The sequence below is a fragment of the Vibrio sp. 16 genome (genome assembly GCF_963681195.1).
Classification (GTDB): domain Bacteria; phylum Pseudomonadota; class Gammaproteobacteria; order Enterobacterales; family Vibrionaceae; genus Vibrio; species Vibrio sinaloensis_D.
The window spans coordinates 576,615-600,729 of record NZ_OY808998.1 but is presented as its reverse complement, the minus strand read 5'-3'; the positions used below and the strand labels follow the sequence as shown (position 1 = coordinate 600,729).

Genomic DNA, 24,115 nt, shown 5'->3' with positions numbered 1-24,115 from the left:
CTTATTCACTGACAAAGTAAGACTTAAGTTTCTCTCTTAGCCACAAATTCGCTGGGCTGTGCCTCATGCGATTATGCGTTAACAGTCGGTACTTAACTGGGATGCTGGTAAATGGAGCGTCGAGTACCTGTAGATCGAGTCGGTCTGCGAACTGGTTCGCGATGCTTCTGACCATAGCAGCAAGGCAATTGGTGTTGGCGATCATCGTCATTTGCGATACCAGAGAATCACACTCTGCCGCGACTTTGCGTTCGCCTATGGACTCTTCGGTAAAATAGTCGGCCAGATAAGCATCTTCGCGTCTGAGTTTGAGCGTGACGTGCTTTTCGTCGTAGAACTGCTTAAGTGTCAGAGCTCCCTTAACTCTTGGGTGATCTTTGCGAGCAATAATGCAGATTTCGTCGGTACAGAAAAATTCTGAGAAGAAGGAGGGCGCGGAGTAGTTAGCAAAGTCGATGGCAAGATCGGCCTTCTGTTGATTGAGGCTATGAATGAGCTTTTCTTCGCTAGACAGTGTCGGATGCAGTTCAATTTCAACATTGCCTAGAGTCTGATCCGCTTCAATTTTTGGCAGTAACATCAGCATCATCGGCTCGCTGGTGTACACCACAAAGCGGCGAGAATTGTCGGTGCTGAAACGCTCGATCCCTTCGATGGCATTGTGAATTTGATTGAGCGCTGGCTCGATTTGACGCGCCAACTCATGGGCTTGGTGGGTTGGCGCGATCCCTCGGCCGGAGCGAATAAAGAGTTGAACCCCCAACTGTTGCTGAAGCCGCTTTAAAACGCCGCTCACGCCGGGTTGCGTTAGCCCCATTACGTCGGCGGCAACGGTGATTGAACGATGCTGATAGACGTTAAGAAAGACTTTAAACAGATTTAGATCGATGGGGGCGTCATTCATACTTCTTCCTGATACATAACAGTTCGCGATGTTTTGTATAAATTCTCATGTATATATCCTGATGTGTCAAATGAGTACATTAGTCCTGTACCCAATAAAGAGACACTACGAGGTTCCCTATGACACACCGTTTTGCACCTTCAGCCATTTCACTTGCACTTATGGTTTCATTCTCAGCATCGGCAGATTATGCCAGCCTAGAGACTTACCAAGGAAAGCCTGCGACCACGCACACTCAACAAGCGAATGCGACACTCGCTAAATCGCTGCCTTGGCAAGATGTCAGTGCATTTGAGCGCACGCAAAAAGGATTGATTGCGGAGTTTGGAACCCATGAAGCAGGCGAGCTTAAAAATCGCTTTGAATACATGGCTGACATGAGCGTCAACGAGCTGCCAGCGTCGGTTAACCCTTCAATTTGGCGTCAAGGGATGCTGAATTACGCAGCAGGCGGTTTATACCAAGTGACTGATGGTGTGTACCAGATTCGTGGCGCAGACCTGTCGAATATGACCATCTACCGTACTGACAATGGCTACGTGATTCACGACCCACTGCTTTCAAAGCAAGCGGCGGCAGCGTCTTGGGAGTTTGCGAAAATGCACCTACCTAAGATCAACGGTGAACATAAGATTACGGGCATGATTTATTCGCACATGCACGCCGATCACTTTGGTGGCTCACGTGGGATTTTTGAGTCTGGCGACTTTGTCGAAGGGGCTCCAATCTACGCACCAAACGACTTTATTAAAGAGCTGGCCGATGAAAACGTTATTGCTGGAGCTGCGATGGGACGCCGTGCCAACTACCAGTACGGCACGACACTCGACAACAACACGCAAGGCATTGTTGATAACGCGCTAGGTCTGGGGACCTCTCGCGGTGAAGTTACCTTAGTGGCTCCAACGCAAGAAATTGAAGAGCGAGAGAAAGTCATTACCATTGATGGCTTGGAGTTCCATGCGATTAACATGCCTGGCGCGGAAGCACCGGCTGAGATTGTGCTTTACATTCCAGAGTATCGCTCATTGAATACCGCAGAGCTCACCTACGATGGCATGCACAACATCTACACCTTCCGCGGAGCGAAAGTGCGCGATGCCCTGGTGTGGACGAAATACCTAACTGAACTCAAGCTGCGTTACGTTGATAGTGGTTTGGTTGATAACATCCATGCTGCGCACTCTGCGCCGGTTTGGAATGACGTCAATACCAAGACCAATGAAATTGCTGACTACATGACGCTGCAACGCGACAACTATGGCTTTATTCATAACCAAGCGATGCGCTTAGCCAATCATGGAGTGACCATTCATGATGTGGGTCGTGAGATAGAGAAGATCATTCCGCAATCACAAAAAGAGACATGGCACACCAATGGTTACCATGGTTCATACAGTCATAACGCTCGCGCGGTTGTGAACCTTTACTTGGGCTACCACGACATGAACCCAGTGAACACGAATCCACTGCAAACCAAAGAAAAGTCGTGTGTTTATGTGAAAGCCGCAGGCTCAGAAACACTATTCAAAGCGGGTAAAACGCACTTTGACAATGGCGAATACCAAGAGGCATCACAACTGTTCAATGACCTTGTGCAGTGTGACCCTAGCAACATCAACTACCGTTTTGCGTTAGCGGATAGCTTTGAACAGCAAGGCTACCAATCGGAAACCATGGCTTGGCGTAATTCTTACTTACAAGGTGCGGTAGAGCTGCGTACGGGTGAAATTCAACCTTCGATTAAATTGGCGTCGGCAGATGTTATCGCAAACACCCCGACTGGCATGTTCCTCGATTTCTTGGCGGTGAGATTGAATGCAGAAAAAGCAGAGCAAGCGGGTCTCGACTTTAGCTTCGGTATTCATCACCCTGACTTGAACGAGTCTTACTTTGGTGAAGTATCGAACTCAAATATGGCGAACATCGAAGTGGAAAGCCTACCAAAAACAGACGTCACGTTGGAGATCACCAAAACCGATATGACGGCGATGGTGCTAGGTCAAACGACCTTAGAGAGCTTGGTTAAATCAGGCAAAGCGAAGCTAACGGGGGAGGCTAAATTAGTTACCCAACTTGCGGCAACGCTAGATGACTTTGATGGTATGTTTGAAATCTTGCCAATGCCAACGAAATAATTAAGGCGCTCATTCGATGCCCCTCAGTGTGACACGCTGAGGGGCATTTTCTTTTTTTTACAAACCATTACGCTCGCTACTTTGACAACAAACTTATCCCTGCTGTATGGTTCGACTCGCCCAAATACGTAGGAATCATCATGAAGTTAAAACAGGTAAGTATTATTGTTGGTGGTCTGGCTCTATCTTGCGCCTCTCATGCCAGCAACAAAGAGAGTTGGGAAACGTTCAGTGATGTGGGTGCCTATGGATTAGTGGGGATTGCCGCCGCTGTGCCACTCTATAAAGGCGATTGGGAAGGCTTTAAGCAAGCAGGTTTTAGTATCGGTACGGCTTCCGGGGTCGGTTTGATCGGCAAGAACACCATTGATGCCGAGCGACCTGACGGTAGCGATAATAAGAGTTTCCCGTCTAATCACACGGCGAACGCCTTTGCTTCGGCGACCACCTTGCACTTGCGCTATGGCTGGGAAGTGGGCTTACCTGCTTACGGAGTTGCCACTTTGGTGGGTGTTGGTCGAGTGCAAGCGGATAGACATTATTGGCGAGATGTCGCCGCGGGTGCTGCGCTGGGAATGGTGTCAGCGTGGATCTTTACCGAGACCTACGACAGTTCGGTTCAAATCCTGCCTTGGGTTACCAGTGATGGTGCTGGCGTCGACGTTGCCTTTGCTTGGTAATCGTCATCATAAAAGAGGCCAAGGACCTCTTTTATGATGGAAAGCGAGTTAGAAAACGCCATTTTCGTTGGCGATATCCCCGCCGCTAAACAGTGCGTACATACGCATTGAAAAGTCCAATGCTTGGATTGCGTCCCAATGCTCTACGATACGTCCATCTTCCAGTCGCCACGTATCGATAATGTTCATTCCTTTTTGATCGTTGCCTCGGTCTTCTTTTTCAAGAGTGGCGTGAGAGTGGAATATAACGTAGTCACCATCCACATATACGTGCTTCACGTCATAGCTGTATTCTGGGTAGTCCTCAACAAACTCTTGCAAAAATCCCACTAGCCCTGTGACTTTGTCTGGAAGGTTTCGATTGTGCTGTACATAGGCACTATCGTTGTAGTGCTCTAATACATATTCAAAGTCATGGTTGTTCATTAGGTGCTGAACAAAATCGGTGATGATGCGAGCATTCTCGCGCTCTTGTTCTGTCCAACTCGATTTACTTAGAGAGGTCAGATCAATGTGCTGTGTCTGTTTTTGTTGAGCGAAGCTTGCGGCACTCACGGTAAGAAGAAGTACGGTAATAATGGATTTTAACATGGTGTTCCCTTAGTATTAATTCATCGGTTAGGTATATATTGATAACCATGGTAATTAATAGTAACCTGCTGCGCAAGAAGGCACCAAAATGTGCGGTAGGCACTTTTTGGTAACCATGAAATACAGTTTTAACGACAACAAAGGGTGGGATATGGCCGCGCGTGACAAAGTCGAAAGACGCAGATTTTACAATAATGAAGATTGCCCTGTGCGCAATGTTGTCGCTCAGATCGGCGATAAATGGTCAATGCTCATACTGTTTGCATTGGTGGATGGTCCAGATAGATTTAATGCGCTCAAATCGCGTATTGAAGGGATTTCACAGCGAATGTTGACTCAAACGCTGCGAGATTTGGAGCGTGAAGGGTACGTGTTAAGAACCGTATATCCTGAAGTACCCGTTAAAGTTGAGTACTGCCTGACGGAAATGGGCAGTGATTTGGTTAAGCCCCTCTATCAGCTAGTCAGTTGGGCTGATGACCACCAAAGTGATATCAGAGCTGCACGTCAGGCGTATGATGAACGAAATGGCTAGGTTGCAACGTGGTTCATTTTGAGCGTTACTTCCATCCTTGTTGCCATTTGCTGCTGTCTTTGAGCTCTCTCCAGTTTATTTCGTACTCGTTTTTCGACATGACCGCTTCTAAGACGCAGCGACTAACGCTGCCGTCTTCGTCGAACTCAACCTCGGAAATTAAAAAGTGTTTCTCTTTTCGTTGTGGCTTTACTGCTGTCCACTTGCTGTGATGGAGCTTAGCGGGATTGATACGATGCATAGTGACCTGACCTAATGAAATTAACGGGTTTTACGAACGAGCCATCATTTAGTTCAGATAGAAAAAAACCAGCGACGTGTGTCGCTGGTTTTTTTGTTTTCGTGGGAAGTGAGCGGGTTACGCTTCTTGGCGTTTTAGATGCACTTCTTCTTCCTCGACACCGGCCATTGGGTCGTTGAAACGCTCTTCGTTCAACGCACCTTCTGACTTAGCAACAATCACAGTTACTGCGCTGTCACCGGTAATGTTTACCGCGGTACGAATCATATCCAATAGGCGGTCAACACCCATGATAAGCGCGATGCCTTCTAGCGGCAGACCCACTTGGTTCAACACCATTGCCAACATCACTAGACCAACACCAGGAACACCCGCTGTACCGATAGACGCCAATGTTGCTGTTAGGATAACCATCAGGTAGTCACCCATAGTGAGGTCAATGTTGAACGCTTGAGCAATGAAGGCTGTCGCCACACCTTGCATGATAGCCGTACCATCCATATTCACTGTCGCCCCTAGTGGCACGGTGAATGAAGATACGCGGTTGTCTACGCCCATACGGTTCTTCGCTGTTTCCATCGTCACTGGAATCGTAGCGTTAGATGATGCGGTCGAAAACGCGAACATAATCGCATCTTCCATCTTCTTCAAGAAGGTGATTGGGCTAAGACCAGTGAAGCTTTTTAGCATCACGCTGTAGGTCACGAGACCATGAAGAACCAAGGTTCCTGCCAGTACCAAGAAGTACTCTGCTAGGTTGACGATGGCGCTAAGACCAAGGCCGGTAAACAGCTTCGCCATTAGGAAGAACACGCCAAATGGGGCGAGGTTCATCAAAATCGCAACCAACTTCATGATGACTTCGTTTAAGTCAGAGAAGAACGCGGCGATACGCTCACCTGGTTTACCCGCGGCACTGATCGCAATACCAAACAAGACCGCAAACACGATAACTTGAAGGGTTTTGCCTTCAGCCATCGCGCTGATTGGGTTGGTTGGGAACATATCGATGATGACTTGGCCCAGCGACGGTGCTTCCGCCGATTTGAATGAGCTTGCTGCCGTTAGATCAGCCCCTGCGCCTGGTTGGAACAGATTGCCCATGGTCAGTGCTAGCGTGATAGCAACAGCCGTTGTTGTGACGTAAAACGCGAGAGTTTTACCGCCCATTCGACCAAGTGTAGAAAGATCTTTTAGAGAGCTTGTACCGCAGACCAGTGAAACAAACACCAGTGGTACAACAAGCATTTTTAAGCTGGCAACAAATATTTGCCCACCAACTTCAAACAGTCCATTGACGATGTATGTGTCGACAAATCCGTTGTCGGCAAAGAGGGTGCGAATTGCAAATCCTGTCAAGATACCCGCGACCATACCCAGAATTACTCGAGCTGTCAGCGACATCGGTTTCTTGGTATTCATAGTGAACACTCCTTATAGTTATGCACCTTGAGATCACTTCAAGGCGAGCAGGAGGTTATCAGGCGAGTCGATAATTCAGAAATCAAAAAAGCGTTATCGATTTATAGATGTGATCTAGATCACTGCTACTTTGTGCTATTTAACAGTTTGATAACGGTATTGTTTAATTTATTATTCTTCTTTCTATCATATTTAACATGTAAAATGCTGCTCATTAATACTTTGTTACTTCTCATTACTTGAGAAAGTGAGTGCATATAACGATGTCATTCGACCCAAAGTGCATATATAGTCAGGCGTTATGCAATTGGTTTTGGCATTTTTTATTAATAGGTTTCCCCGTACTACTGTGCTCAAGGTTTACGGTTTTATCTTGTGCGCTTGAATCCCCAACTTGATCATGGCGTTTTTATCGACTTGCTCTGCATAGTTTGCGAGTGATTGAAAATCCTGACTCGACCATGAGGACTTGGTTCGGATAGCACTTGGCAGTTTATCAAATGCGTCTTCTTCGTCTGCCGCAATGAAGCTGACTGAGAGCCACTGCTCTATGGGCTGGTTATTGTCAAAGGTCTCACTCAACTGCAGACGGTGAGTGGCCGTTGGATAATGGGGCATCAAGGACAAGGACAAATGGTAGTCACGATAGATAAGTGCCCACTTGTTTGGCAGGCGTTTGCTGCTGTCCCACCAAATGCCGTCGAGTTGTTGGATTCTCTCCTTGGTGACCGATTTCGTTACCGCGTTGAGCTCGGATAACGCCGTTTCTAGTGCGTGGTCCATGGCCGCTGAAAACTGCTTGGTGTTTAGCGTTGGGGCCGCGATTAATATCTGTTTCGCGAGATGGGCGCCAAGCATGTTGGAGTACAAATCTTCCGATGAGAAAGCCGAAGCGAGCTCATCAAAACCACCGACAGAAACCATGCCAAACCATTGCGCAATTTCGTGCCATTGCGCCAATCGAAAGGCGGTCAACGCGGCGGCCTCGGCGCTGTAGGTGATTTTCTGCTCTTTACTCAGTGGCTGCGTTTGCGGGTGCCAAGTTACGCGGCGAAGTCTCAATTCTGCGGGTAAGTCGATGTGATGAGACGTACTCAAATAGCGTTTGTTGAGCTGGAAAATGTAGTAGGTATAGTCCGCTGTGTCGCGAACATGCGCCGTGTCGATAAAACCGCCCAGCTTGGTGAACACAAGCCCGTTGGTTTCATCTGCTAGCCCGAGCAAACTGCCCGAGATAGAAGCGCTACCATCATTGTAGTGATGGTCGCCGACACTGCCTTTATCGACGACATTCTCCAAGGAGAAGAATGGCACTGGCACGCTACCAAGTTGAGCTTTGAGATCCACACCGAATGCGCAGCACGGTCGAACACCGACAGGCGCGTTAAGCTCGCTTGCGTGAACGTTAAGCCCCGTGACCGCAATCACGGCAAGGAGGATAATTTTTAATCTTCCCACGTCTAAAATGCCTCATTGACTTGAAAATAAAATCCGCTGCTCTCTTTACCAACACCTACATCGACACGGACGTTAATTCTGGCTTTGAACGCAAATCGATAGCCGACGCCAATAGACGGCAACCAGCGATCTTCAAACAGGGCTTGATAGCTCGGCGCCACATTCCCAGCCCCCAACCAAGCAACCATACCGTGTCGACCAGTCAGTGTTCGGCGCAGCTCGATTTGCGTCGAAAACTGATGCTTGTCGCGATATTGCCCTTGGTAATAGCCACGCATACGTTTGTCGTCGCCAAGCTGGGCATAGTCAAACCAAGGGGCGTCGCCAAAAATGGATTGTGAATAGACTTCCATCGCCAACACGGTGTTGGCGTCGAATTGAGCGTAGTGTCTTGCATTGATGGTGAGGTGATCGTAGCTCTGCTCGCTGCCAACGACACCTCGGTTAGCTATCCATTCAATATCGATAAACTGTCCGCGACTTGGGTTTGGTTCAAAGTCTCGGCTGTCAAACTCCATCCCCAGCACAACCCCGCTGCTGGTGGCGTCTGTAAGGCCGTGTACCAGTGGTTTATTGTCCACCTCTTTCATATGACGATAAGAGTGCCATTTGAAACCTGCCTTGACGTAAACATGGTCTGCGACTTCTAAAGCCAACTTTGGGTTAATCAGTAACTTTTGACCTTGATATGGGGTTTTGTTGGCATTGTCCTGCGCTGATTGCTTGCCGATTCCCCAATAATAACCGGGCTCGTGGCTGATCCAGGCTTCACCAAGCAGTCGCAGCGAGTCTTGTTGCAAATACGTTCGGTTGTTAATGCCCAGCCCGTATGAACCAGACGTAGAGCCGTATGACGTCACAGTTAACGTTGAATAGGGAACACCAGTTTGCCAATCTATAGGGCGATAAAGTCCGACGGCGGCCACACCAATACCCAGCCCTTGCTCAGGGTTGACGAATGGACCGGGCAGTACGCCCCAGTCGATGAGCTTAGTGTGATCGACCGTTTCACTAGAGCCTAACTGAGTAAGCAGCGTGTCTATCCAATCGTTGTCTTCCTCGCTCGCTAGGCTGGCAGGTACAAACAGTAACGCCGCAATTGCAAGGGTAAGATTTGCTTTCATATCGCCTCCTAGAATCGGCGATCCAGTGAGAGGAACACGCTTTGCCGTTCACCAAAGCCCGCTTCACCCAAAACGTACCAGTTGGGTGACAGTTGGTATTGAAAGCCTGCCAATGTATTCCAAGGAGAGGTTAAATGCTGTTTGACTTCGAATTGGCCTTGTAGACCACTGAAGTTGCCACCGAGATCCGCGATCGAGCCAGTTAAGTATTGTTCGACATTTTGGTACATACCGCCCACCCAAACGCGCAGTGGAACACCCGTGTTATGGAAGTCGTAACCGATACGAGGTGAGACCACTATGGCGTCGATGGTGCCGTCGACAACCGTCAAAGTGGTTTGGGTATAACTTGCATCAACCAGTGAAAACCAGTTGTCCATTCCGCCCGCAAGGACCATCCCTGCGCCAAAGGTATAGCCGTCGAGATCCAATCGGAAGTCATTAATCTTGGTATTGAGCAAGGGCTTCTCGGTGTTTTTAATTCCTACCGAGACGTTTACATCCGTTTCAGAATAGCCGTCTAACTTTCCCGCCAATGCATACAGGTTAAGGAATGGGAATAGCCAGACATCCGCACGGAGAGTGACGACGTTGGTGACCTGTTTTCCCGGCTCGGCTTCCATTTGGATATCCGCGTACTTGTCGATCAGCTTGTCGAGCAGGGGGCGACCCACCTTTAAATTGTTTAAGCCGATGGAGTCAACGTTGATGCCTTGTTGCATCCCCATGTAACTGAGATTGAAACCAATAGGCTTTGGTAGCTCATAGCCTAGAGCCTGTGCTTGCTCTTTCCAAATAGGAAGCGAAATCGAGTCAGCGAAAGCGTAAGAAGAGAATAGGCTGCAAGCAGTAAGAAGAAAGAAGCTGCGTTTCATAGTGTACGTCAATGCGTGTAACGAGGACTCTGCGGGTCAGACCCGTGCGTATGCGTGAGCCGTTACGAAGTAATCAAGCCGCCAAAACCGTGTCTGGGCGATCCTAGGTGAGCCAGCAAGGCGCTGACTCGATAAAAAGTGAGCGCATCATACTCCTCAAATCAAAAAAGTAAACTTTAAAGTATACTTTTAGTTGTTCTCGCTTATAATCCGCGCTCTTTGAGCTGAAGATGGAAGAATCTGCCCATGAAATTGTCCGATAGAAAGCGACTCGCGTTGATTGAAAGTGCGCAGGCGGAATTTATCGAATTTGGCTATGCTGCCGCGAACATGGATCGTGTTTGCGAACGCGCTCAAACGTCGAAACGAACCCTTTATCGGCATTTTTCGAGCAAGGAAGTGCTGTTCTTTGCCGCGGTCAAATCGGCGCTCACGGCCCGTGATGACGCGTTGGCGATAATCTACAACCCGTCTATTTCTGTGGAGCAACAACTTGCCGACTATCTCTTACAAAAGCTGGACTTCCTCTACCATGATTTTGGTATGCCATTGGCAAAGATGGTGATTGGCGAATTTATTCGAGCGCCAGAATTGTCGGAAAAGTATCTTCATCAACTGCAAAACCACGACGATAAGCTCGAGCAGTGGTTTGCCGATGCCATCGAAGATCGCAAACTCAAAATGCAAGATCCTGCCCAGATGAGCAGTATGCTAATGTGCCTATTGAACGGGAATTTTATGTGGCCTCAGTTGGTCGCGAACCAAGAGATTCCGTCTCGTGAACGTAGAAAACAGATCATTGCGGATATTGTACAGCTGTTTCTCGATGGTTATCGCTGTCATTAACTCCGCCAAGATAAGGAAAAAGTGATGATTAAAACTACAACTTCAGTCGTGGAAGGAAAGCCTGTACAAGATTATTTGGGTGTGGTTGTTGGCGAAGCCATCTTGGGCGCGAACATTTTTAAAGACATGTTTGGTGCCATTCGTGATGTGGTTGGCGGACGTTCAGGTGCGTATGAGCGGGAAATGGGCCGCGCACGTGAAATTGCGTTCCAAGAAATGGAAGAGCAAGCTCGCTCAATGGGCGCGGACGGCATTGTCGGTATTGATATCGATTATGAAGTGATTGGCAGTGGCGGCAGTATGATGATGGTCAGTGTCAGTGGTACTGCGGTGAAATTTAAGGTCTAATACCGCAATCAATGTGAAGCTAGGAATAGAACTATGAAAATTTGGGTTGATGCGGATGCGTGTCCTGTTGTGGTAAGAGATATTCTATTTCGAGCTTCTGAGCGAACCGGTGTTGAGGTGACCTTGGTGGCGAATCAGTTCATCCGCACACCAGCCTCACCAAAAGTAACCATGCTTCAAGTTCAGGCTGGCTTTGACGTGGCAGACAACGAAATTGTCAAGCGGTGTGAGTTGGGTGATTTGGTGATCACCAGCGATATCCCACTGGCGGATGAAGTCATCACCAAAGGTGGCCACGCGTTAAGTTCTCGTGGCGAGATGTTCACCAAAGAGAACATCAAATCGCGGCTCAACATCCGAGACTTTATGGAAACCATGCGCAGCAGTGGCATTCAAACTGGTGGCCCAGCGCCGTTAAGCCAAGCGGATCGCCAGCAATTTGCCAATCACTTGGATAAGTGGTTAGTGCAGTGGCAAAGAGCCCAAAAGTAACGAAGATAATAACGAAAGGACGCACAGCGTCCTTTTTCTTTATCGCTCAATTTATCGAGTATCGGTAGCGTGTACAGCCATGCTGAACTTGGATCTAACCCTCAGTTTTATTAAATTCAGTTAACAAAAATGTAACGTTTGGCCTTTTGGAACTCAAAGTACTACTTCTTGAGACTGGAAAATTCGCCAGTTTCACTCCTGATTTTTAACGCTTAGATTGAAAATGCTTGCTGAGTTTTTGCTCAGTGATGCGGCCGATACTGGAATCCAGTATTTCAACAAATCAATCAAGAGTTATTAAGATGGAACTTAGAAAAATAACAGTTGCAGTGATTGGTGCGCTTTGCACTGCGCCCGTATTTGCTGTCAGTGAACCGACGCCTCAAATTGTCGATAGAGCCGTTCATTTTGATCATGACCACGAAGTTCAGCACGGTATTGAGGATCATAAACCTCAATATTCTCCGCAAAAGAGCCTGCCTCAGAAACCAAAACCTGAACCGACCATCGAGGACGTGTCTCCCTTTAATGCGTTGAGCGCAGGAACATCGGCGTTGCCTTGCGATGTGAACGCTTTTAATACCAGTAATAGCTCAACACTCATTACGCAAATTACCGGACAAGGCGCTCAATGTGTTAATGAGTTGTTTTCAGCGTCTAGCGACATCCAACGCGTCGCATTCAGTTCGAGCAATATGTACCAAGTAGCGAAGCATACCTCTTCATTATCTCGATCATATCGAGGTGGCGGCAGCGATGATCTTGAAGCGTTATTTTTATACCTGCGAGCAGGCTACTATGCCGAGTTTTATGACAACAGCATCAACTTCGCCTCTTGGGTTCAGCCCGCGGTAAAAGAAGCGGTTGATTCATTCGTGAACAGCGGCAGCTTTTACGAAAACAGCGATCCACACGGCAAAGTGCTTGGCGAAGTGATTACCACGATGGACAGCGCAGGTCTTCAGCATGAGTACTTGGGCGTTGTCACTGAGTGGTTAAACCGCTGGGACAGAAGCTATGCGCAAAACTGGTATATGCGCAATGCCGTCAACGGAGTCTTTACGGTCTTGTTTGGCGGCCAGTGGAATGATCAGTTTGTCAGTCAGATTGGGTCTCAAACAGGTTTGGTTGAGGCACTGTCGCAATTTGCATTGAATCGAAACTCAATCGGCCAAGCCGATGAGTTTATGACGGCGAATGCGGGGCGAGAGTTAGGGCGTTTAACTCAATACAAAAATACCAGCATCGCCCCGTCTGTCGTGGGTAAACTGCGTCAAATATTTGATCAATACCAAATGTATGGTTACGGCGATAGTGTTTGGCTCGCGACCGCGGATTCCTCTTCTTACTATGTCGACTGTTCAGAGTTTGGGATTTGTAACTTTGATCAAGAGCTGAAGTCATTAGTGTTATCACAAACCTACGTGTGTAGCGATACGATACGTATTCTTTCGCAAAACATGACGCCAGAGCAGCATCGAGCCGCGTGTAGCAAGATGGGGTACGAAGAAGGCTATTTCCATCAACGACTTGAAACGGGTCGTGTTCCTGTACCTGACGATCACAACATTCAATTGCAAGTGAACATTTTCGATAGTGATGACGACTACGGCAAATACGCTGGGCCAATCTTCGACATTGATACCAACAATGGCGGGATGTACTTAGAAGGCGAGCCCGGCACACCCGGCAACATTCCTAACTTTATTGCCTATGAGGCGTCTTACGCTAACGCGGATCATTTTGTCTGGAACTTAGAGCATGAATATGTCCACTACCTCGACGGACGATTTGATTTATATGGTGGATTTAATCATCCGACAGAGAAGGTCGTTTGGTGGGCTGAGGGCGTCGCAGAGTATGTTGCGAACGAAGATAACAACCCGAGAGCCCTAGAAACCATCATGGATGGTTCGACCTACACCCTAGCGGAAATATTTGAAACCACGTATGACGGGTTCGATGTTGATCGCATCTATCGTTGGGGGTATCTCGCGGTGCGATTTATGTTCGAGCGCCATATGAACGAAGTCAATGCCATGTTGGCGGACACTCGTCAAGGAAACTGGTCGGCATACAAAGCGACCATCACTCAATGGGCGAACCTGTATCAAAGTGAGTTTGAGCAGTGGCAACAGCAGTTGGTCAACGGCGGGGGCGGTGCACTGACGCCTCCTACCGCGGCAATCTCTATGGTTAACGAGGGGAAAGTGAATGAAACCATTACATTCGGCAGCTCACGTAGCACGGACTCAGACGGTCAAATTGTCCACTACTTGTGGGAATTTGGTGACGGCGCGACAAGTACCGAGGCCAATCCGACGCACCAATTCAGCCGTGCGGGTACCTACACGGTACGTTTGACCATCACAGATAATGACGGTTTGACGGCGAGTACCTACGCGAGCATCACTATTACCGAGGAGCAGGCTGGTGGTAACAACCAACTGCCACAAGATTGTGCCGTTCGTCCTAAAGTGGGTGGTGGGCAGCTAACGGCTGGGGAGCCTGTCTGCTTGGCAAGTCAATCAACTATTTGGTTAGCTATTCCTGCGGTGAACGAGTATCGCTCAATGTCTATTACCTCTGCCAATGGAACGGGTGATCTGAAGTTGGAATACAGCAACTTTAGCTGGCCAAATAGCTACGGCTCGAATTTGCACGGCTGGTCGGCGAACCCGGGCAACAGTGAATGCATTACGATTGTTGGCCAAGCAAACTACTGGGGCTATTTAAAAGTTTCCGGTGAGTTCGACAATGCGGCCCTGGTCGTTGATTTTGATAGCGAAGGCTGTCGTTACTGATTGCTTTACCTCCTTACGGATAGCCCAGCGTCTGCTGGGCTTTTTTATTAGCCAGAACGAGGCGTTCAAGCAAATCACATATTTGAATTTACAATGTAAAGCGGTGGTTGGCGGGCTTTATAAAGCAATCGCTTACGTCCCTTACAAAATTCAACTTTATAAATGTCTCTCGCTTACATGGCCTTACAGTGTAAGGGGAGATTTATTGATACTATTATTCGCGTTGATACTTTGCCTCACCGAGAATTGCTGAGACATGAAAACAGTTGATGTTCCAATAGGAGCGAGATAGCTGCAGAAATGTGGATTTGATTCAGGTAGCGCGATTATTGTTCAAAATGTAATTTACCGTTGGTAACTTCTCTTTGTGGGCAAGGATGCCCCAAGGTTTTATGGAACTTGGAATCCGTTTGAGTGTTTAGCTCAATGGCCGATTGACTATTCTGTCAGTCAATCGGCCATGATTTTTCTCTTCTTTCTTTACTCTACTGTTAACGCAACATAGTTGGTCACAAACGGCTGAATGGTTATTTCGTTCGCCACGTAGTAGCTGTCACCCGTTCCTTTTGACGTCATCTTAAAATAGTAAGTGCCTGAAGCAATAGAGATATCTTTGTTGTAATTGGTATTAAATGTGATCGGTTTTTCGACCAGCCAGCCCTCTTTTGTCACTTCAAAGATATAGCCCTCACAGCCGATAGAGCCGATACGCGGATGAACACAGCTCTCTAAGACAAGCTCTGTTTTTGATTTGGGGTTCTTTTCGGTTCTCGTGAGCTCAATGTTGCCGTAGTTTTTCTTCAAGCGTGTCGCCTGTGTGGTGTACATGCGCTCTTTTTCGACACTGTAGCTCTTACCGTTTTTGACGACGGTACCGTTGCTGCTGCTGACGGAGCCCAAGACTCCGTTGATTGCGCCATTGACGCCGTCGCTGACGGCATCATTGATATCGTTACTTGAACAGCCTGCGAGTGTCAGTGTGGTTGCAAATGCCAACGCGAAGTGTTTCATGAAATGATCCTTATTTGATAGGCGTTTACCAACAAGCACAAACAGTGAAATCACCATTTAGCTCGGTCGGTTGACTTACTTTTACTATTATTTTTAGGAATGTTTTGATGGGTATTTATAAAATAGAGCGCGATTAAAATCTCACCGGATAGCAAGAAGTTTGAGATTGATTCTGATTATTAGATTCTGTCTCAATTATAAGATCGGTTATCATTGAGATACGAGTCTGCATACGTTTAAACGGACCAAATGCACAATGGGCATTTGGTCCGGTGCTGTTAGATAGCGAGTGTGGCCTGTTTAAGCCAGCATTTTTCATCCTCGTTCAGATCAACGCTAAGCTGTTGCCAGCAGCGTTGATGGTATTGATTGAGCCAAGCGATTTCGCTGCTATCGAGCATGGATTTATCAATCATGTTTGTCGCGATTGGGGCAAGGGTTATGGTCTCGAATCCATAGAAGCTGCCAAATTCATTCTGTTCGATCTCAACCACCTTCATGATGTTTTCTATGCGAACGCCGTGCTCACCTTCACGATAAACGCCGGGTTCGTTGGTGATGACCATGCCGGGTTTTAAAGGGACTTCTGCGGGGTTTTGCGAGAAGTTTTGCGGACCTTCGTGCACGTTTAAGCACATGCCGACACCGTGGCCAGTTCCACATTTGTAATCAATGCCGTGTTGCCAGAGTACGCCGCGAGCCATGATATCGAGGTTCGCGCCTGTTGAGCCTTGTAAAAATCGAGTCTGCGTTAAGCGGATCATTGCTTTAAGAACCAAGGTATAGTCGTGCTTTTCACGGTGGCTCGGTGAGCCAAAATGGAATGTTCGGGTGATGTCTGTGGTTCCGCCGAGGTACTGGCCGCCAGAATCGACCAACAAGAAACTCGACTCGTCTATGGAATAGCTGCTCTCACTGTCGGCAGCATAGTGCATTTTGGCGCCGTGCTCGGCAAAGCCAGCAATGGTGCGAAAACTCTCGCCAACATAGCCGTCTATCTGTTTCCTGTAACCCATTAACGCTTGCTCGGCGTTGAGTTCGGTGACTTGGCCGCTTGGCACTTGCTCATCGAGCCATTTCATGAACTTCACCATGGCGACGCCATCTTTGCGTAGCGCCTCTTCCATGCTTTCTAGCTCTGTAGGATTCTTCTGCGCTTTCATGTCGGTTACGGGGCAAGGCGTGTCGATTAGAGTGAGCTCGGGTTTGAGTTGGCGCACGGTCAAGCTATCGCAATACTTGGCACTGTATAGCAGAGTGCTCCCTGCGGAGAGCAAATTCAGCGCGGTACTCAGATGGTCGTAATCATGCAAATGGATTCTATGTTGAGTGAGCGCGGCAACGACCTCAGGGCTTAGTTTGTCGCTATCAATAAATAGACGACTGCTAGTCTGTTCAATGAGTAGATAGCTCTCTGAAATTGGGCAGTATGAGGTGTCTGCGCCGCGAATGTTAAGTGTCCACATGACATCATCAAGGGTGGATACCAGCAGTGCGTTGGCGTCTTGCTCTGTCAAATAGCGACGTAAGTGAGCTATCTTCTCGCTGGTCGTTTGGCCAGCAACGTCAAGCGGATGAGTAAACAAACGTGCCTTGGGGCGACTTGGTCTATCATCCCAGATCGGGCTAATAAGATCGTGCTCAACGACCAACTGGATCGACTTCTTGGCAAAGGCTTGGGTGAGTTGAGTGTAAAACCGCTGGCTGATGCTGCGTCCATCGACACCGACTACGGCATGTTCCGGTAGCGTTTGGGCTAACCACTGGGCAATGGTGGGAGTCTCTGGTAGACGCGCTTTGAATAGGTCGAGTCCTGAACCTTCTAGCTGCTCGTCGGCTTGTATGTAGTAGCGGCCATCGGTCCATAAACCACCGCCGTTTGCCGTGACAACCACATCACCCGCAGAGCCAGTGAACCCAGAAATCCACTGGCGAGCGAGCCAATAGTCCGCGGAATATTCACTGGAGTGAGGGTCGTTATTGGTGACGATATAAGCGTCCAATTGATGGGCTTTCATGCCATCGCGAAGCGCCGTCAAGCGCTCGGAAACTGAGGTTATGGTCATAGTGGCTGATTTCCTAGCAGGGTATGTGTACAGAAAATATGGTGGTCTGCATGACCACTTCGGGTGGGGTTTTGCTCGCCGCATTGCTCAGTGGCACTTGGACAGCGAGTTCGAAATACGCAGCCACTGGGCGGGTTGATCGGCGAGGGCAGATCCCCCGGTAGAAGTTGAATATTTCGATTGCGAGCCAATGTTGGATGGGCGATGGGCACCGCTGAGAGGAGCGCTTGCGTATAAGGGTGCTGGGCGTTATCGAATACGTTGTCATAACGACCGACTTCCATGGGTTTGCCTAAGTACATCACCATGACGCGGTCACTGATATGACGCACAACACTTAGGTCATGGGCGATCATCACCAAGGTTAGTCCCATCTCTTGCTTCAGGTCCTCCAGCAAATTGATCACTTGCGCTTGAATGGAGACATCCAATGCACTCACGGGTTCATCACACACCACTAAGTCAGGTTTGAGAATCAAGGCACGAGCAATGCCTACGCGTTGGCACTGTCCGCCCGAGAACTCATGGGGATAGCGGTTTCGTTGGCTCGCGAGTAAACCGACTTTATCCATCATGGCGATGACGCGAGATTCGATCTCTTTGCGACTCAGATGCGGCTCGTGAGTGAGTAACGGCTCAGCAATACACTCAGAAATGGTCAGCCTCGGGTTGAGGCAAGCAGAGGGATCTTGGAAGACCATTTGGAACTCTCGACGCCGCAGTGCCAGTTCCTGTTTGCTCAAGCCGCGCATGTTTTCGCCCTTCCAGTACAGTTCGCCTCCCGTGGGTTCAATCAATCTGAGTAGCGCCCGGGCGAGTGTCGATTTGCCGCAACCTGACTCACCCACAATGCCTAAGGTTTCGCCTCTATAGACATCGAGATCAATGCCATCAACAGCTTTCACTACCTTACGTTTGCTGGGCAAGATATGTTTATTCAATTGAAAGTGGACTTGTAAGTCACGTGCCGAGAGTAATATTTCTTTGTTTTCCATGATTATCTCCTACGCACTACGAACAATAGGCGTGACGACATTGCTAGGATTGACATGACAAGCCAAGCCTTGAGACGCGGTGATGGATTTAAAGGCTGGCATCACCGAGCTGCATTGCGTTTGATACTGGTTGCAGCGCTCTTTGAATGGACAGCCTTTGTTGTTAAGCAGTGCGCTAGGCGGGTTGCCTGGAATGGTCGGTAAGCGATCCATATCTTCAGTGATGGATGGAATCGCTTTGAGTAAGCCTTGGGTATATGGATGAGCGGGCGCGTCAAAGATAGACTCGGTATCGGATTCTTCCATCTTCCTGCCGCCATACATCACGAGCACGCGATCGCACATTTCTGCAACCACGCCCATGTCGTGAGTGATGAGCAAAATCGCGGTGTTGAACTCTTCTTGCAGCTCGCGTAGTAAAGCCAAGATTTGCGCTTGTACCGTCACGTCGAGCGCCGTGGTGGGCTCATCGGCGATCAGCAGCTCCGGTTTACACAGTAAAGCCATGGCGATCATCACCCGTTGCCTCATTCCACCGGACATCTCGTGCGGGTATTGGGTCATGCGCGTCGCGGCAGAGGGAATGCGAACGGCATCTAACATGGCAATGGCTTCTGTTTGTGCATCGTGACGACTCATGCCTTTGTGGATCATCAACACTTCCGCAAGCTGTTTGCCAATTTTCATAAACGGATTGAGCGAGGTCATCGGATCTTGGAAAATCATGCCGATTCGCTCTGCTCGAATATGATTGAGTTGTTTTTTACTCATGCTGAGTAAATTGTCACCGTGGAAATTGGCTTGGCCAGTGACGATGCCGTTGTCCGCGGTTAACCCCATAAGTGCAAACACCGATTGGCTTTTGCCAGAACCCGACTCGCCAACAATACCTAGGGTTTCCCCTTTATTGACCGAATAAGACAGATCGCTGACGGCTTGAACCATGCCATCGGGGGTTTTGAATCGAACGTTCATGTTCTCAATAGATAAAATACTCATCATGGCTCCTTAGCGATCTTTTGGATCAAGTGCATCACGCAGACCGTCACCAATAAAGTTAAAGCAGAACAAGGTGGCAACCAGAAACAGCGAAGGGAACAGCAATTGCCACAGAGCGACATCAATGGTTTTTGACCCTTCGGAGATAAGGACTCCCCAACTGGTATCTGGTGGCTGAACCCCTAAGCCAAGAAAACTTAAGAAGGATTCGAACATGATAAATCCGGGCACCATCAACGAGGAGTAGACCATCACGATGCCCAATACATTTGGCAGCACATGACGACGAACAATGGTAAATCGAGACACGCCAATCGAGTGCGCCGCTTCAATAAACTCGCGTTTTTTAATACTGAAGGTCACACCGCGAACGACTCTGGCGATACCAAGCCACGAGACCATGCCAATCACAACAAAGATCAAATAGATGTTGTTGCCAAACAAGGTCACAAACAAGATGACTAAGAACATAAAAGGGACGGAGTCGAGAACTTCAATAATGCGCATCATGGCACTGTCGACCAAGCCGCCCATATAGCCTGAAAGTGCGCCCCATGCAGTACCAATCAACACGGCGACAAGAGCACCCATAAAGCCAACCATGATCGAGAGTCGCCCGCCTTGCATGGTGCGGGCAAAGAGATCTTGGCCAAGATCGTCGGTCCCAAAGTAGTGACCAGAACTGATGGAGGGTTTGCCCAGCTCGTACGGGTCGACCACCACATTCCAATCAATTTCATCATGGCCAAATGCGGCCAAATGCGGGCCAAAGGTAATGCACAGTACGATAAAAAACAGCACGTAGACGGAGGTCATGGCCGCTCGGTTTTGACGAAATCGAGTCCAAGCGTCTTGCCATAAACTGCGTCCTTCGACGGCTTCGATGTTAGAGCTCATTTGATCCGCCAGCTCCTTGGCATCTATGCGTTTGGTTAACATTCGTCACCTCCTATATACGAATGCGCGGGTCAATAACGGTGTAGAGAATATCCACCACGAGATTAAAAAAGATGGTCAAGGCGGCGACAATCAGGGTAATGCCCATCACTAACCCATAGTCTCGGTTGAGTGAACCAGAGACAAAGTGCTGGCCCATACCACCTGTACTGAAGAAAATATCGATGATGACTGAGCCGGTGATCACGGCGACAAAACTCGGGCCAAGCATTGCAATAATCGGGATCAGTGACGGACGTAGCGCGTGGTGAAACAAAATATAAGGGGTCGATAACCCTTTTGCTTTTGCCGTGCGAATATAGGGCTGGTTGAGTGTCTCAATCATGGCGCCACGCATAACCCTAGCAATGCTGGCCACAGAGCCAATCGCCAAGCTCAAGACAGGAAGAATGAGAAACGACACTTCGCCGCCCTCCCAACCACCTGCTGGTAACAGCCCTAAGTGAATCGAGAATATTGTCACTAGCACTGGCGCCAGTACAAAGGCTGGAATCACCACGCCAGTCATTGAGAGTGACATAAGTAGGTAGTCCAACTTTCCGTTGCGATTGAGCGCGGCAATCGTACCGAGCACCATGCCCAGCGGGACAGAAATACAAAATGAAATAACACCGAGTACCGCCGATACTGGCCATGATTGAGCCACCAATTGGGTTACGGTGAAATCTTGGTAAACGAAGCTTGGCCCTAAGTCGCCGCGAACAAAGTTACCGATGTAAATGAAAAACTGAACAATAAATGGCTCATTGAGGTGGAACTTGGCTTCAATATTTGCGCGTACCACGTCGGGCATCGGTCTTTCCATATCGAATGGGCCACCGGGCGCGATGTGCATCAACCAAAAAGAGACCAAAGCGATAAAGAGCAGAGTGGGGATGGCAATCAACAAGCGGCGAAGAATATACAGCAACATGACGTATCCTTTCCTTGAAAAAAGCCCGAAACCTACAGGGACAAAGATGAAGATGTAGGCTCGGGCAAACAGTCCCGATTAGTGGGCCTTCACGTAAACATTCTTGCGGTAGTAAGAGGATTCTGGGTTAGTACGCTCGTAGCCACCGACATACTCTTTGATTAAGTACTGATCGTTCCCACTCCGGTACATCGGGATGATCGCCATGTCTTCAATCAAGAGCTTTTCAGCGGCAATGTATTCTGCGGATGGATCGCTCAGGCTTTTAGATTCGGCCATTAAGCGGTCATACTCTGGGTTGTTGTAGTTGGAGTCGTTGTACTCACCTGTCGAGACGAAGATGTCGAGCCAAGTGGATGCCTCGTTGTAGTCGGCTGTCCATCCACCACGGCTAATGTGGCCTGGATCTTTCAGAGCGTAGAAGACTTTAGGCTCAAGCTGAATGATCTCGACTTGCACGCCCAGTACGCTTTTCCACATGCCTGCCATCGCGGTCGCCATCTTCACATCTTTAGAGAAGGTCGGGATGGTGAAGGTTAGCTTAAGTGGATTACTGTCACTAAAGCCCGCTTCTTTAATCAGTGCTTTCGCTTTGGCATTACGTTCGGCTTGAGTCCAATTGGCAAACTCGGGGGTATGCGACTTAAAGCCATCGGTTTGTGGTGGAACCAGCGTGAACATAGGAATGCCACCGTTTTTGACAATCGCTTTGGTGATGATGTTGCGATCGATGGCGTACGAAAGCGCTTGACGAACACGAAGATCCTGAGTTGGTCCTTTCTCTGTATTCAGATAGTAGAAGGTCGAACCGAGTGATGCGCTGGTATCGGCCACTTGCTCAGGAAACTTTTTCAGTAGTTTGGATTTTTGAGCAGCAGGAATCGCCAACGCTTGGTCGATTTCTCCGGCCAGATAGCGATTTAAAGCCACATTGGCATCACCAATCGGTAACCACGTGATTTTATCGAGGACAACGTTGTCGGCATCCCAATATTGGTCGTTCTTCACCATGACCATTTTCTCATTCACCTTCCACTGTGAAACGGTAAACGCGCCATTGGTGACGATATTCTCTGGTTGTGTCCATGCGCTGCCATGCTTCTCAATCGCTTGTCGAGGCACTGGAGCAAGTACTGGATGGCTAAGAAGCTTGATGAAGAAAGGCACGGGCTTTTCTAGCGTTACTTCGAAGGTGTAATCATCTACGGCTTTTACGCCCAATGTATCGGCGGCGGCTTCACCTTTCATGATTTTGTTGGAATTTTTTATCCCCGGAATAGCGGCAAACCAAGCGTAGGGAGAGGCGGTTTCTGGATCAATTAGGCGCTGCCAACTGTAGACGAAGTCATGAGCAGTGAGTGGATCTCCGTTTGACCATCGAGATTCACGCAGCTTAAAGGTGTATACGGTATTGTTTTCATTGGCGTACCAACTCTCAGCGATGCCTGGAATGGTTTTGCCTTGCTTATCTTGAACGGTCAGCCCTTCGAACAGGTCACGACCAAGATTAAATGCAGGCTCAGCCGCCTGTTTCGCCGGATCGATGGAGGTCACTTCTGCGCCATTATTTAGAGTGATCTCCTGCTTGTCCGCGAGCTGCGTTCCAGCAGGATAAGGTTTGGCTAGGGCACTTCCTGTTATTAGAGCGGTTGCGATCGCACTCAGTGCGAGTAGTTTTTTAGCTTTCATAGCTTCCTCGTTATGTCCTTATCGGAGTGGCCCCTTAGGTGGTAGTTGAGTGGGTGGCAGCGCGTTCAAACGGCATGAACGACTGGCACAAATAACTAAGGGGATAAGAGGAATGTATATTGTATAAAACCATGCAACAAACATTAGTTAACATCTTTGTAACAAGGTGGCAAAAACAGAGACTGCTGGTCTTAGAAAGTGAATCTGAATAAAAAACGAGCAAAAAATCTTTTTGCTCATTTAGGTGTGATCAGATTATTGGCGGCGAAATCGAGCGGAGACTTCTTTGAGTAATTCTCCGGTAATTTCCGGTAGCGTGTCGGCAAAAAATATCTGTTGACCGGGAATACTGCGCAGCATCACGTTAGTCAACTCGCCCGTCTCATTTGCGCAGTTGGCTGCGTGCATTTCACTGATCTTCTGATCGATCTCTTGCTCAAGTTTCAGCCTTTGTTCGGCAGTGAGGCGAACCCGAGCCTGACACACTTGAGAGACGGTATCGTCTGCCATTGAGATCTGTTCGAATCGTCGTTTAAACAATGTATCGAGCTCTGTGCCTTCTTCCATAATAAAGCGGCGACCCGAACGGTAGAAAATTTTGTCTCCGTGGTTCTCCATGTAACCGAGGATCTCAGCAATGCTGAGGTAAAAGCGTAAGCTGGTATCCGACAGTTGGTACTCTTGCGCGATCTCTTTTGGAGACCGATTGCAGGAGGTCACTAAGTAGATGAAATCCAACAGGTAAGGATATTCGACAAATAGCGCGTTTTGTTCATCGGACAAAAATTGCTCGTTGTCTCTTTGGATTTGAATGGCGAGCGTCGACAACTCCACTAAGTTGGTGTTGAGGTGCGTGGTGTACATCAGTATTTTGTCGAGACCCAATGCAGGGTTGTGTAAGTGCCGCTTGATTGTTGACAGCGGCACGCCAGTCTTATCGGAAAGTGCGCTGTAGCAAAGCCCTTCATCACGAATCTTTTGCCGAATGGCTGCAAGCAAAAACTCTGGACCAATGTGCATAGTGGGT

The 24,115-nt window shown here is 48.5% G+C and carries 22 protein-coding genes; 7 read left to right on the top strand and 15 right to left on the bottom strand.

Annotated elements, in window-relative coordinates; all coding sequences use genetic code 11:
* Nucleotide 1: 1 nt before the first annotated feature.
* The gene (locus U9J37_RS16950; RefSeq protein WP_005469790.1) at nucleotides 2-904 is read right to left on the bottom strand and encodes a LysR family transcriptional regulator; all 903 of its coding nucleotides are present in this window, start codon (nucleotides 902-904) and stop codon (nucleotides 2-4) included.
* 119 nt (nucleotides 905-1,023) lie between these two features.
* Between U9J37_RS16950 and U9J37_RS16945 the strand changes: the two genes are divergently transcribed.
* Together U9J37_RS16945 and U9J37_RS16940 are read left to right on the top strand one after the other, a co-directional pair.
* On the top strand, nucleotides 1,024-3,042 hold the full coding sequence (locus U9J37_RS16945) for an alkyl/aryl-sulfatase (protein WP_043886521.1): 2,019 nt from the start codon (nucleotides 1,024-1,026) through the stop codon (nucleotides 3,040-3,042).
* A gap of 140 nt (nucleotides 3,043-3,182) precedes the next feature.
* The gene (locus tag U9J37_RS16940) at nucleotides 3,183-3,722 is read left to right on the top strand and encodes a phosphatase PAP2 family protein (protein WP_005469792.1); all 540 of its coding nucleotides are present in this window, start codon (nucleotides 3,183-3,185) and stop codon (nucleotides 3,720-3,722) included.
* A 48-nt stretch (nucleotides 3,723-3,770) separates the two neighbouring features.
* Here U9J37_RS16940 and U9J37_RS16935 read toward each other — a convergent pair whose 3' ends face one another.
* A complete protein-coding gene (locus tag U9J37_RS16935; RefSeq protein ID WP_005469630.1) occupies nucleotides 3,771-4,313 on the bottom strand; it encodes a nuclear transport factor 2 family protein in 543 nt (180 codons plus the stop codon).
* Nucleotides 4,314-4,428: 115 nt separating this feature from the next.
* Between U9J37_RS16935 and U9J37_RS16930 the strand changes: the two genes are divergently transcribed.
* Entirely contained in the window at nucleotides 4,429-4,848 is a 420-nt protein-coding gene (locus tag U9J37_RS16930) for a winged helix-turn-helix transcriptional regulator (protein WP_005469835.1), read from the top strand.
* Between the two features lie 25 nt (nucleotides 4,849-4,873).
* Here the strand turns inward: U9J37_RS16930 and U9J37_RS16925 are convergent, their stop codons facing one another.
* From U9J37_RS16925 to U9J37_RS16905, 5 genes are all read right to left on the bottom strand, one after another.
* Nucleotides 4,874-5,089, bottom strand: coding sequence for a TIGR02450 family Trp-rich protein (locus U9J37_RS16925; protein WP_005469558.1), 216 nt, complete (start codon nucleotides 5,087-5,089; stop codon nucleotides 4,874-4,876).
* Nucleotides 5,090-5,206: 117 nt separating this feature from the next.
* On the bottom strand, nucleotides 5,207-6,511 hold the full coding sequence (locus tag U9J37_RS16920; RefSeq protein WP_005469875.1) for a dicarboxylate/amino acid:cation symporter: 1,305 nt from the start codon (nucleotides 6,509-6,511) through the stop codon (nucleotides 5,207-5,209).
* Nucleotides 6,512-6,871: 360 nt separating this feature from the next.
* Complete coding sequence (locus U9J37_RS16915; RefSeq protein ID WP_416200461.1) at nucleotides 6,872-7,969, bottom strand: DUF4056 domain-containing protein; 1,098 nt, start codon at nucleotides 7,967-7,969, stop codon at nucleotides 6,872-6,874.
* A 2-nt stretch (nucleotides 7,970-7,971) separates the two neighbouring features.
* Complete coding sequence (locus tag U9J37_RS16910) at nucleotides 7,972-9,093, bottom strand: BamA/TamA family outer membrane protein (protein WP_005469593.1); 1,122 nt, start codon at nucleotides 9,091-9,093, stop codon at nucleotides 7,972-7,974.
* Nucleotides 9,094-9,101: 8 nt separating this feature from the next.
* Nucleotides 9,102-9,968 carry a hypothetical protein gene (locus U9J37_RS16905; protein ID WP_005469648.1) on the bottom strand — a complete coding sequence of 289 codons (867 nt, stop codon included), beginning with the start codon at nucleotides 9,966-9,968 and terminating at the stop codon, nucleotides 9,102-9,104.
* Nucleotides 9,969-10,214: 246 nt separating this feature from the next.
* Between U9J37_RS16905 and U9J37_RS16900 the strand changes: the two genes are divergently transcribed.
* From U9J37_RS16900 to U9J37_RS16885, 4 genes are all read left to right on the top strand, one after another.
* On the top strand, nucleotides 10,215-10,814 hold the full coding sequence (locus U9J37_RS16900; RefSeq protein WP_005469479.1) for a TetR/AcrR family transcriptional regulator: 600 nt from the start codon (nucleotides 10,215-10,217) through the stop codon (nucleotides 10,812-10,814).
* 24 nt (nucleotides 10,815-10,838) lie between these two features.
* Nucleotides 10,839-11,162 carry a heavy metal-binding domain-containing protein gene (locus U9J37_RS16895; RefSeq protein ID WP_038135923.1) on the top strand — a complete coding sequence of 108 codons (324 nt, stop codon included), beginning with the start codon at nucleotides 10,839-10,841 and terminating at the stop codon, nucleotides 11,160-11,162.
* 33 nt (nucleotides 11,163-11,195) lie between these two features.
* On the top strand, nucleotides 11,196-11,654 hold the full coding sequence (locus tag U9J37_RS16890; protein WP_005469477.1) for a YaiI/YqxD family protein: 459 nt from the start codon (nucleotides 11,196-11,198) through the stop codon (nucleotides 11,652-11,654).
* Nucleotides 11,655-11,956: 302 nt separating this feature from the next.
* Nucleotides 11,957-14,458, top strand: coding sequence for a collagenase (locus tag U9J37_RS16885; protein ID WP_005469812.1), 2,502 nt, complete (start codon nucleotides 11,957-11,959; stop codon nucleotides 14,456-14,458).
* Nucleotides 14,459-14,938: 480 nt separating this feature from the next.
* On the opposite strand, the gene U9J37_RS16880 is transcribed toward U9J37_RS16885, so the two are convergent.
* The 8 genes from U9J37_RS16880 to U9J37_RS16845 form a co-directional block, all read right to left on the bottom strand.
* Complete coding sequence (locus tag U9J37_RS16880; protein WP_039475028.1) at nucleotides 14,939-15,469, bottom strand: hypothetical protein; 531 nt, start codon at nucleotides 15,467-15,469, stop codon at nucleotides 14,939-14,941.
* Between the two features lie 278 nt (nucleotides 15,470-15,747).
* A complete protein-coding gene (locus U9J37_RS16875; RefSeq protein WP_005469592.1) occupies nucleotides 15,748-17,535 on the bottom strand; it encodes an aminopeptidase P family protein in 1,788 nt (595 codons plus the stop codon).
* A complete protein-coding gene (locus U9J37_RS16870) occupies nucleotides 17,532-18,530 on the bottom strand; it encodes an ABC transporter ATP-binding protein (RefSeq protein ID WP_005469836.1) in 999 nt (332 codons plus the stop codon). Before U9J37_RS16870 ends, U9J37_RS16875 begins: the two co-directional genes overlap by 4 nt.
* 9 nt (nucleotides 18,531-18,539) lie before the next feature.
* On the bottom strand, nucleotides 18,540-19,529 hold the full coding sequence (locus U9J37_RS16865; RefSeq protein WP_038187568.1) for an ABC transporter ATP-binding protein: 990 nt from the start codon (nucleotides 19,527-19,529) through the stop codon (nucleotides 18,540-18,542).
* 9 nt (nucleotides 19,530-19,538) lie between these two features.
* Nucleotides 19,539-20,468, bottom strand: coding sequence for an ABC transporter permease subunit (locus tag U9J37_RS16860; RefSeq protein ID WP_005469728.1), 930 nt, complete (start codon nucleotides 20,466-20,468; stop codon nucleotides 19,539-19,541).
* Between the two features lie 10 nt (nucleotides 20,469-20,478).
* Nucleotides 20,479-21,399 (bottom strand): oligopeptide ABC transporter permease OppB, encoded by a 921-nt coding sequence (gene oppB / locus U9J37_RS16855; RefSeq protein ID WP_005469861.1) that lies wholly within the window; start codon nucleotides 21,397-21,399, stop codon nucleotides 20,479-20,481.
* Nucleotides 21,400-21,477: 78 nt separating this feature from the next.
* Nucleotides 21,478-23,088 carry a peptide ABC transporter substrate-binding protein gene (locus U9J37_RS16850; RefSeq protein WP_005469685.1) on the bottom strand — a complete coding sequence of 537 codons (1,611 nt, stop codon included), beginning with the start codon at nucleotides 23,086-23,088 and terminating at the stop codon, nucleotides 21,478-21,480.
* 255 nt (nucleotides 23,089-23,343) lie between these two features.
* Complete coding sequence (locus U9J37_RS16845) at nucleotides 23,344-24,108, bottom strand: hypothetical protein (RefSeq protein ID WP_005469695.1); 765 nt, start codon at nucleotides 24,106-24,108, stop codon at nucleotides 23,344-23,346.
* Nucleotides 24,109-24,115 lie beyond the last annotated feature (7 nt).

What these genes read in the sequence shown, in the direction of transcription:
- U9J37_RS16950 (WP_005469790.1), bottom strand. Translation starts at nt 904, where the DNA reads ATGAATGACGCCCCCATCGATCTAAATCTGTTTAAAGTCTTTCTTAAC.
- U9J37_RS16945 (WP_043886521.1), top strand. Translation starts at nt 1,024, where the DNA reads ATGACACACCGTTTTGCACCTTCAGCCATTTCACTTGCACTTATGGTT.
- U9J37_RS16940 (WP_005469792.1), top strand. Translation starts at nt 3,183, where the DNA reads ATGAAGTTAAAACAGGTAAGTATTATTGTTGGTGGTCTGGCTCTATCT.
- U9J37_RS16935 (WP_005469630.1), bottom strand. Translation starts at nt 4,313, where the DNA reads ATGTTAAAATCCATTATTACCGTACTTCTTCTTACCGTGAGTGCCGCA.
- U9J37_RS16930 (WP_005469835.1), top strand. Translation starts at nt 4,429, where the DNA reads ATGAAATACAGTTTTAACGACAACAAAGGGTGGGATATGGCCGCGCGT.
- U9J37_RS16925 (WP_005469558.1), bottom strand. Translation starts at nt 5,089, where the DNA reads ATGCATCGTATCAATCCCGCTAAGCTCCATCACAGCAAGTGGACAGCA.
- U9J37_RS16920 (WP_005469875.1), bottom strand. Translation starts at nt 6,511, where the DNA reads ATGAATACCAAGAAACCGATGTCGCTGACAGCTCGAGTAATTCTGGGT.
- U9J37_RS16910 (WP_005469593.1), bottom strand. Translation starts at nt 9,093, where the DNA reads ATGAAAGCAAATCTTACCCTTGCAATTGCGGCGTTACTGTTTGTACCT.
- U9J37_RS16905 (WP_005469648.1), bottom strand. Translation starts at nt 9,968, where the DNA reads ATGAAACGCAGCTTCTTTCTTCTTACTGCTTGCAGCCTATTCTCTTCT.
- U9J37_RS16900 (WP_005469479.1), top strand. Translation starts at nt 10,215, where the DNA reads ATGAAATTGTCCGATAGAAAGCGACTCGCGTTGATTGAAAGTGCGCAG.
- U9J37_RS16895 (WP_038135923.1), top strand. Translation starts at nt 10,839, where the DNA reads ATGATTAAAACTACAACTTCAGTCGTGGAAGGAAAGCCTGTACAAGAT.
- U9J37_RS16890 (WP_005469477.1), top strand. Translation starts at nt 11,196, where the DNA reads ATGAAAATTTGGGTTGATGCGGATGCGTGTCCTGTTGTGGTAAGAGAT.
- U9J37_RS16885 (WP_005469812.1), top strand. Translation starts at nt 11,957, where the DNA reads ATGGAACTTAGAAAAATAACAGTTGCAGTGATTGGTGCGCTTTGCACT.
- U9J37_RS16880 (WP_039475028.1), bottom strand. Translation starts at nt 15,469, where the DNA reads ATGAAACACTTCGCGTTGGCATTTGCAACCACACTGACACTCGCAGGC.
- U9J37_RS16875 (WP_005469592.1), bottom strand. Translation starts at nt 17,535, where the DNA reads ATGACCATAACCTCAGTTTCCGAGCGCTTGACGGCGCTTCGCGATGGC.
- U9J37_RS16870 (WP_005469836.1), bottom strand. Translation starts at nt 18,530, where the DNA reads ATGGAAAACAAAGAAATATTACTCTCGGCACGTGACTTACAAGTCCAC.
- U9J37_RS16865 (WP_038187568.1), bottom strand. Translation starts at nt 19,529, where the DNA reads ATGAGTATTTTATCTATTGAGAACATGAACGTTCGATTCAAAACCCCC.
- U9J37_RS16860 (WP_005469728.1), bottom strand. Translation starts at nt 20,468, where the DNA reads ATGTTAACCAAACGCATAGATGCCAAGGAGCTGGCGGATCAAATGAGC.
- oppB (WP_005469861.1), bottom strand. Translation starts at nt 21,399, where the DNA reads ATGTTGCTGTATATTCTTCGCCGCTTGTTGATTGCCATCCCCACTCTG.
- U9J37_RS16850 (WP_005469685.1), bottom strand. Translation starts at nt 23,088, where the DNA reads ATGAAAGCTAAAAAACTACTCGCACTGAGTGCGATCGCAACCGCTCTA.
- U9J37_RS16845 (WP_005469695.1), bottom strand. Translation starts at nt 24,108, where the DNA reads ATGCACATTGGTCCAGAGTTTTTGCTTGCAGCCATTCGGCAAAAGATT.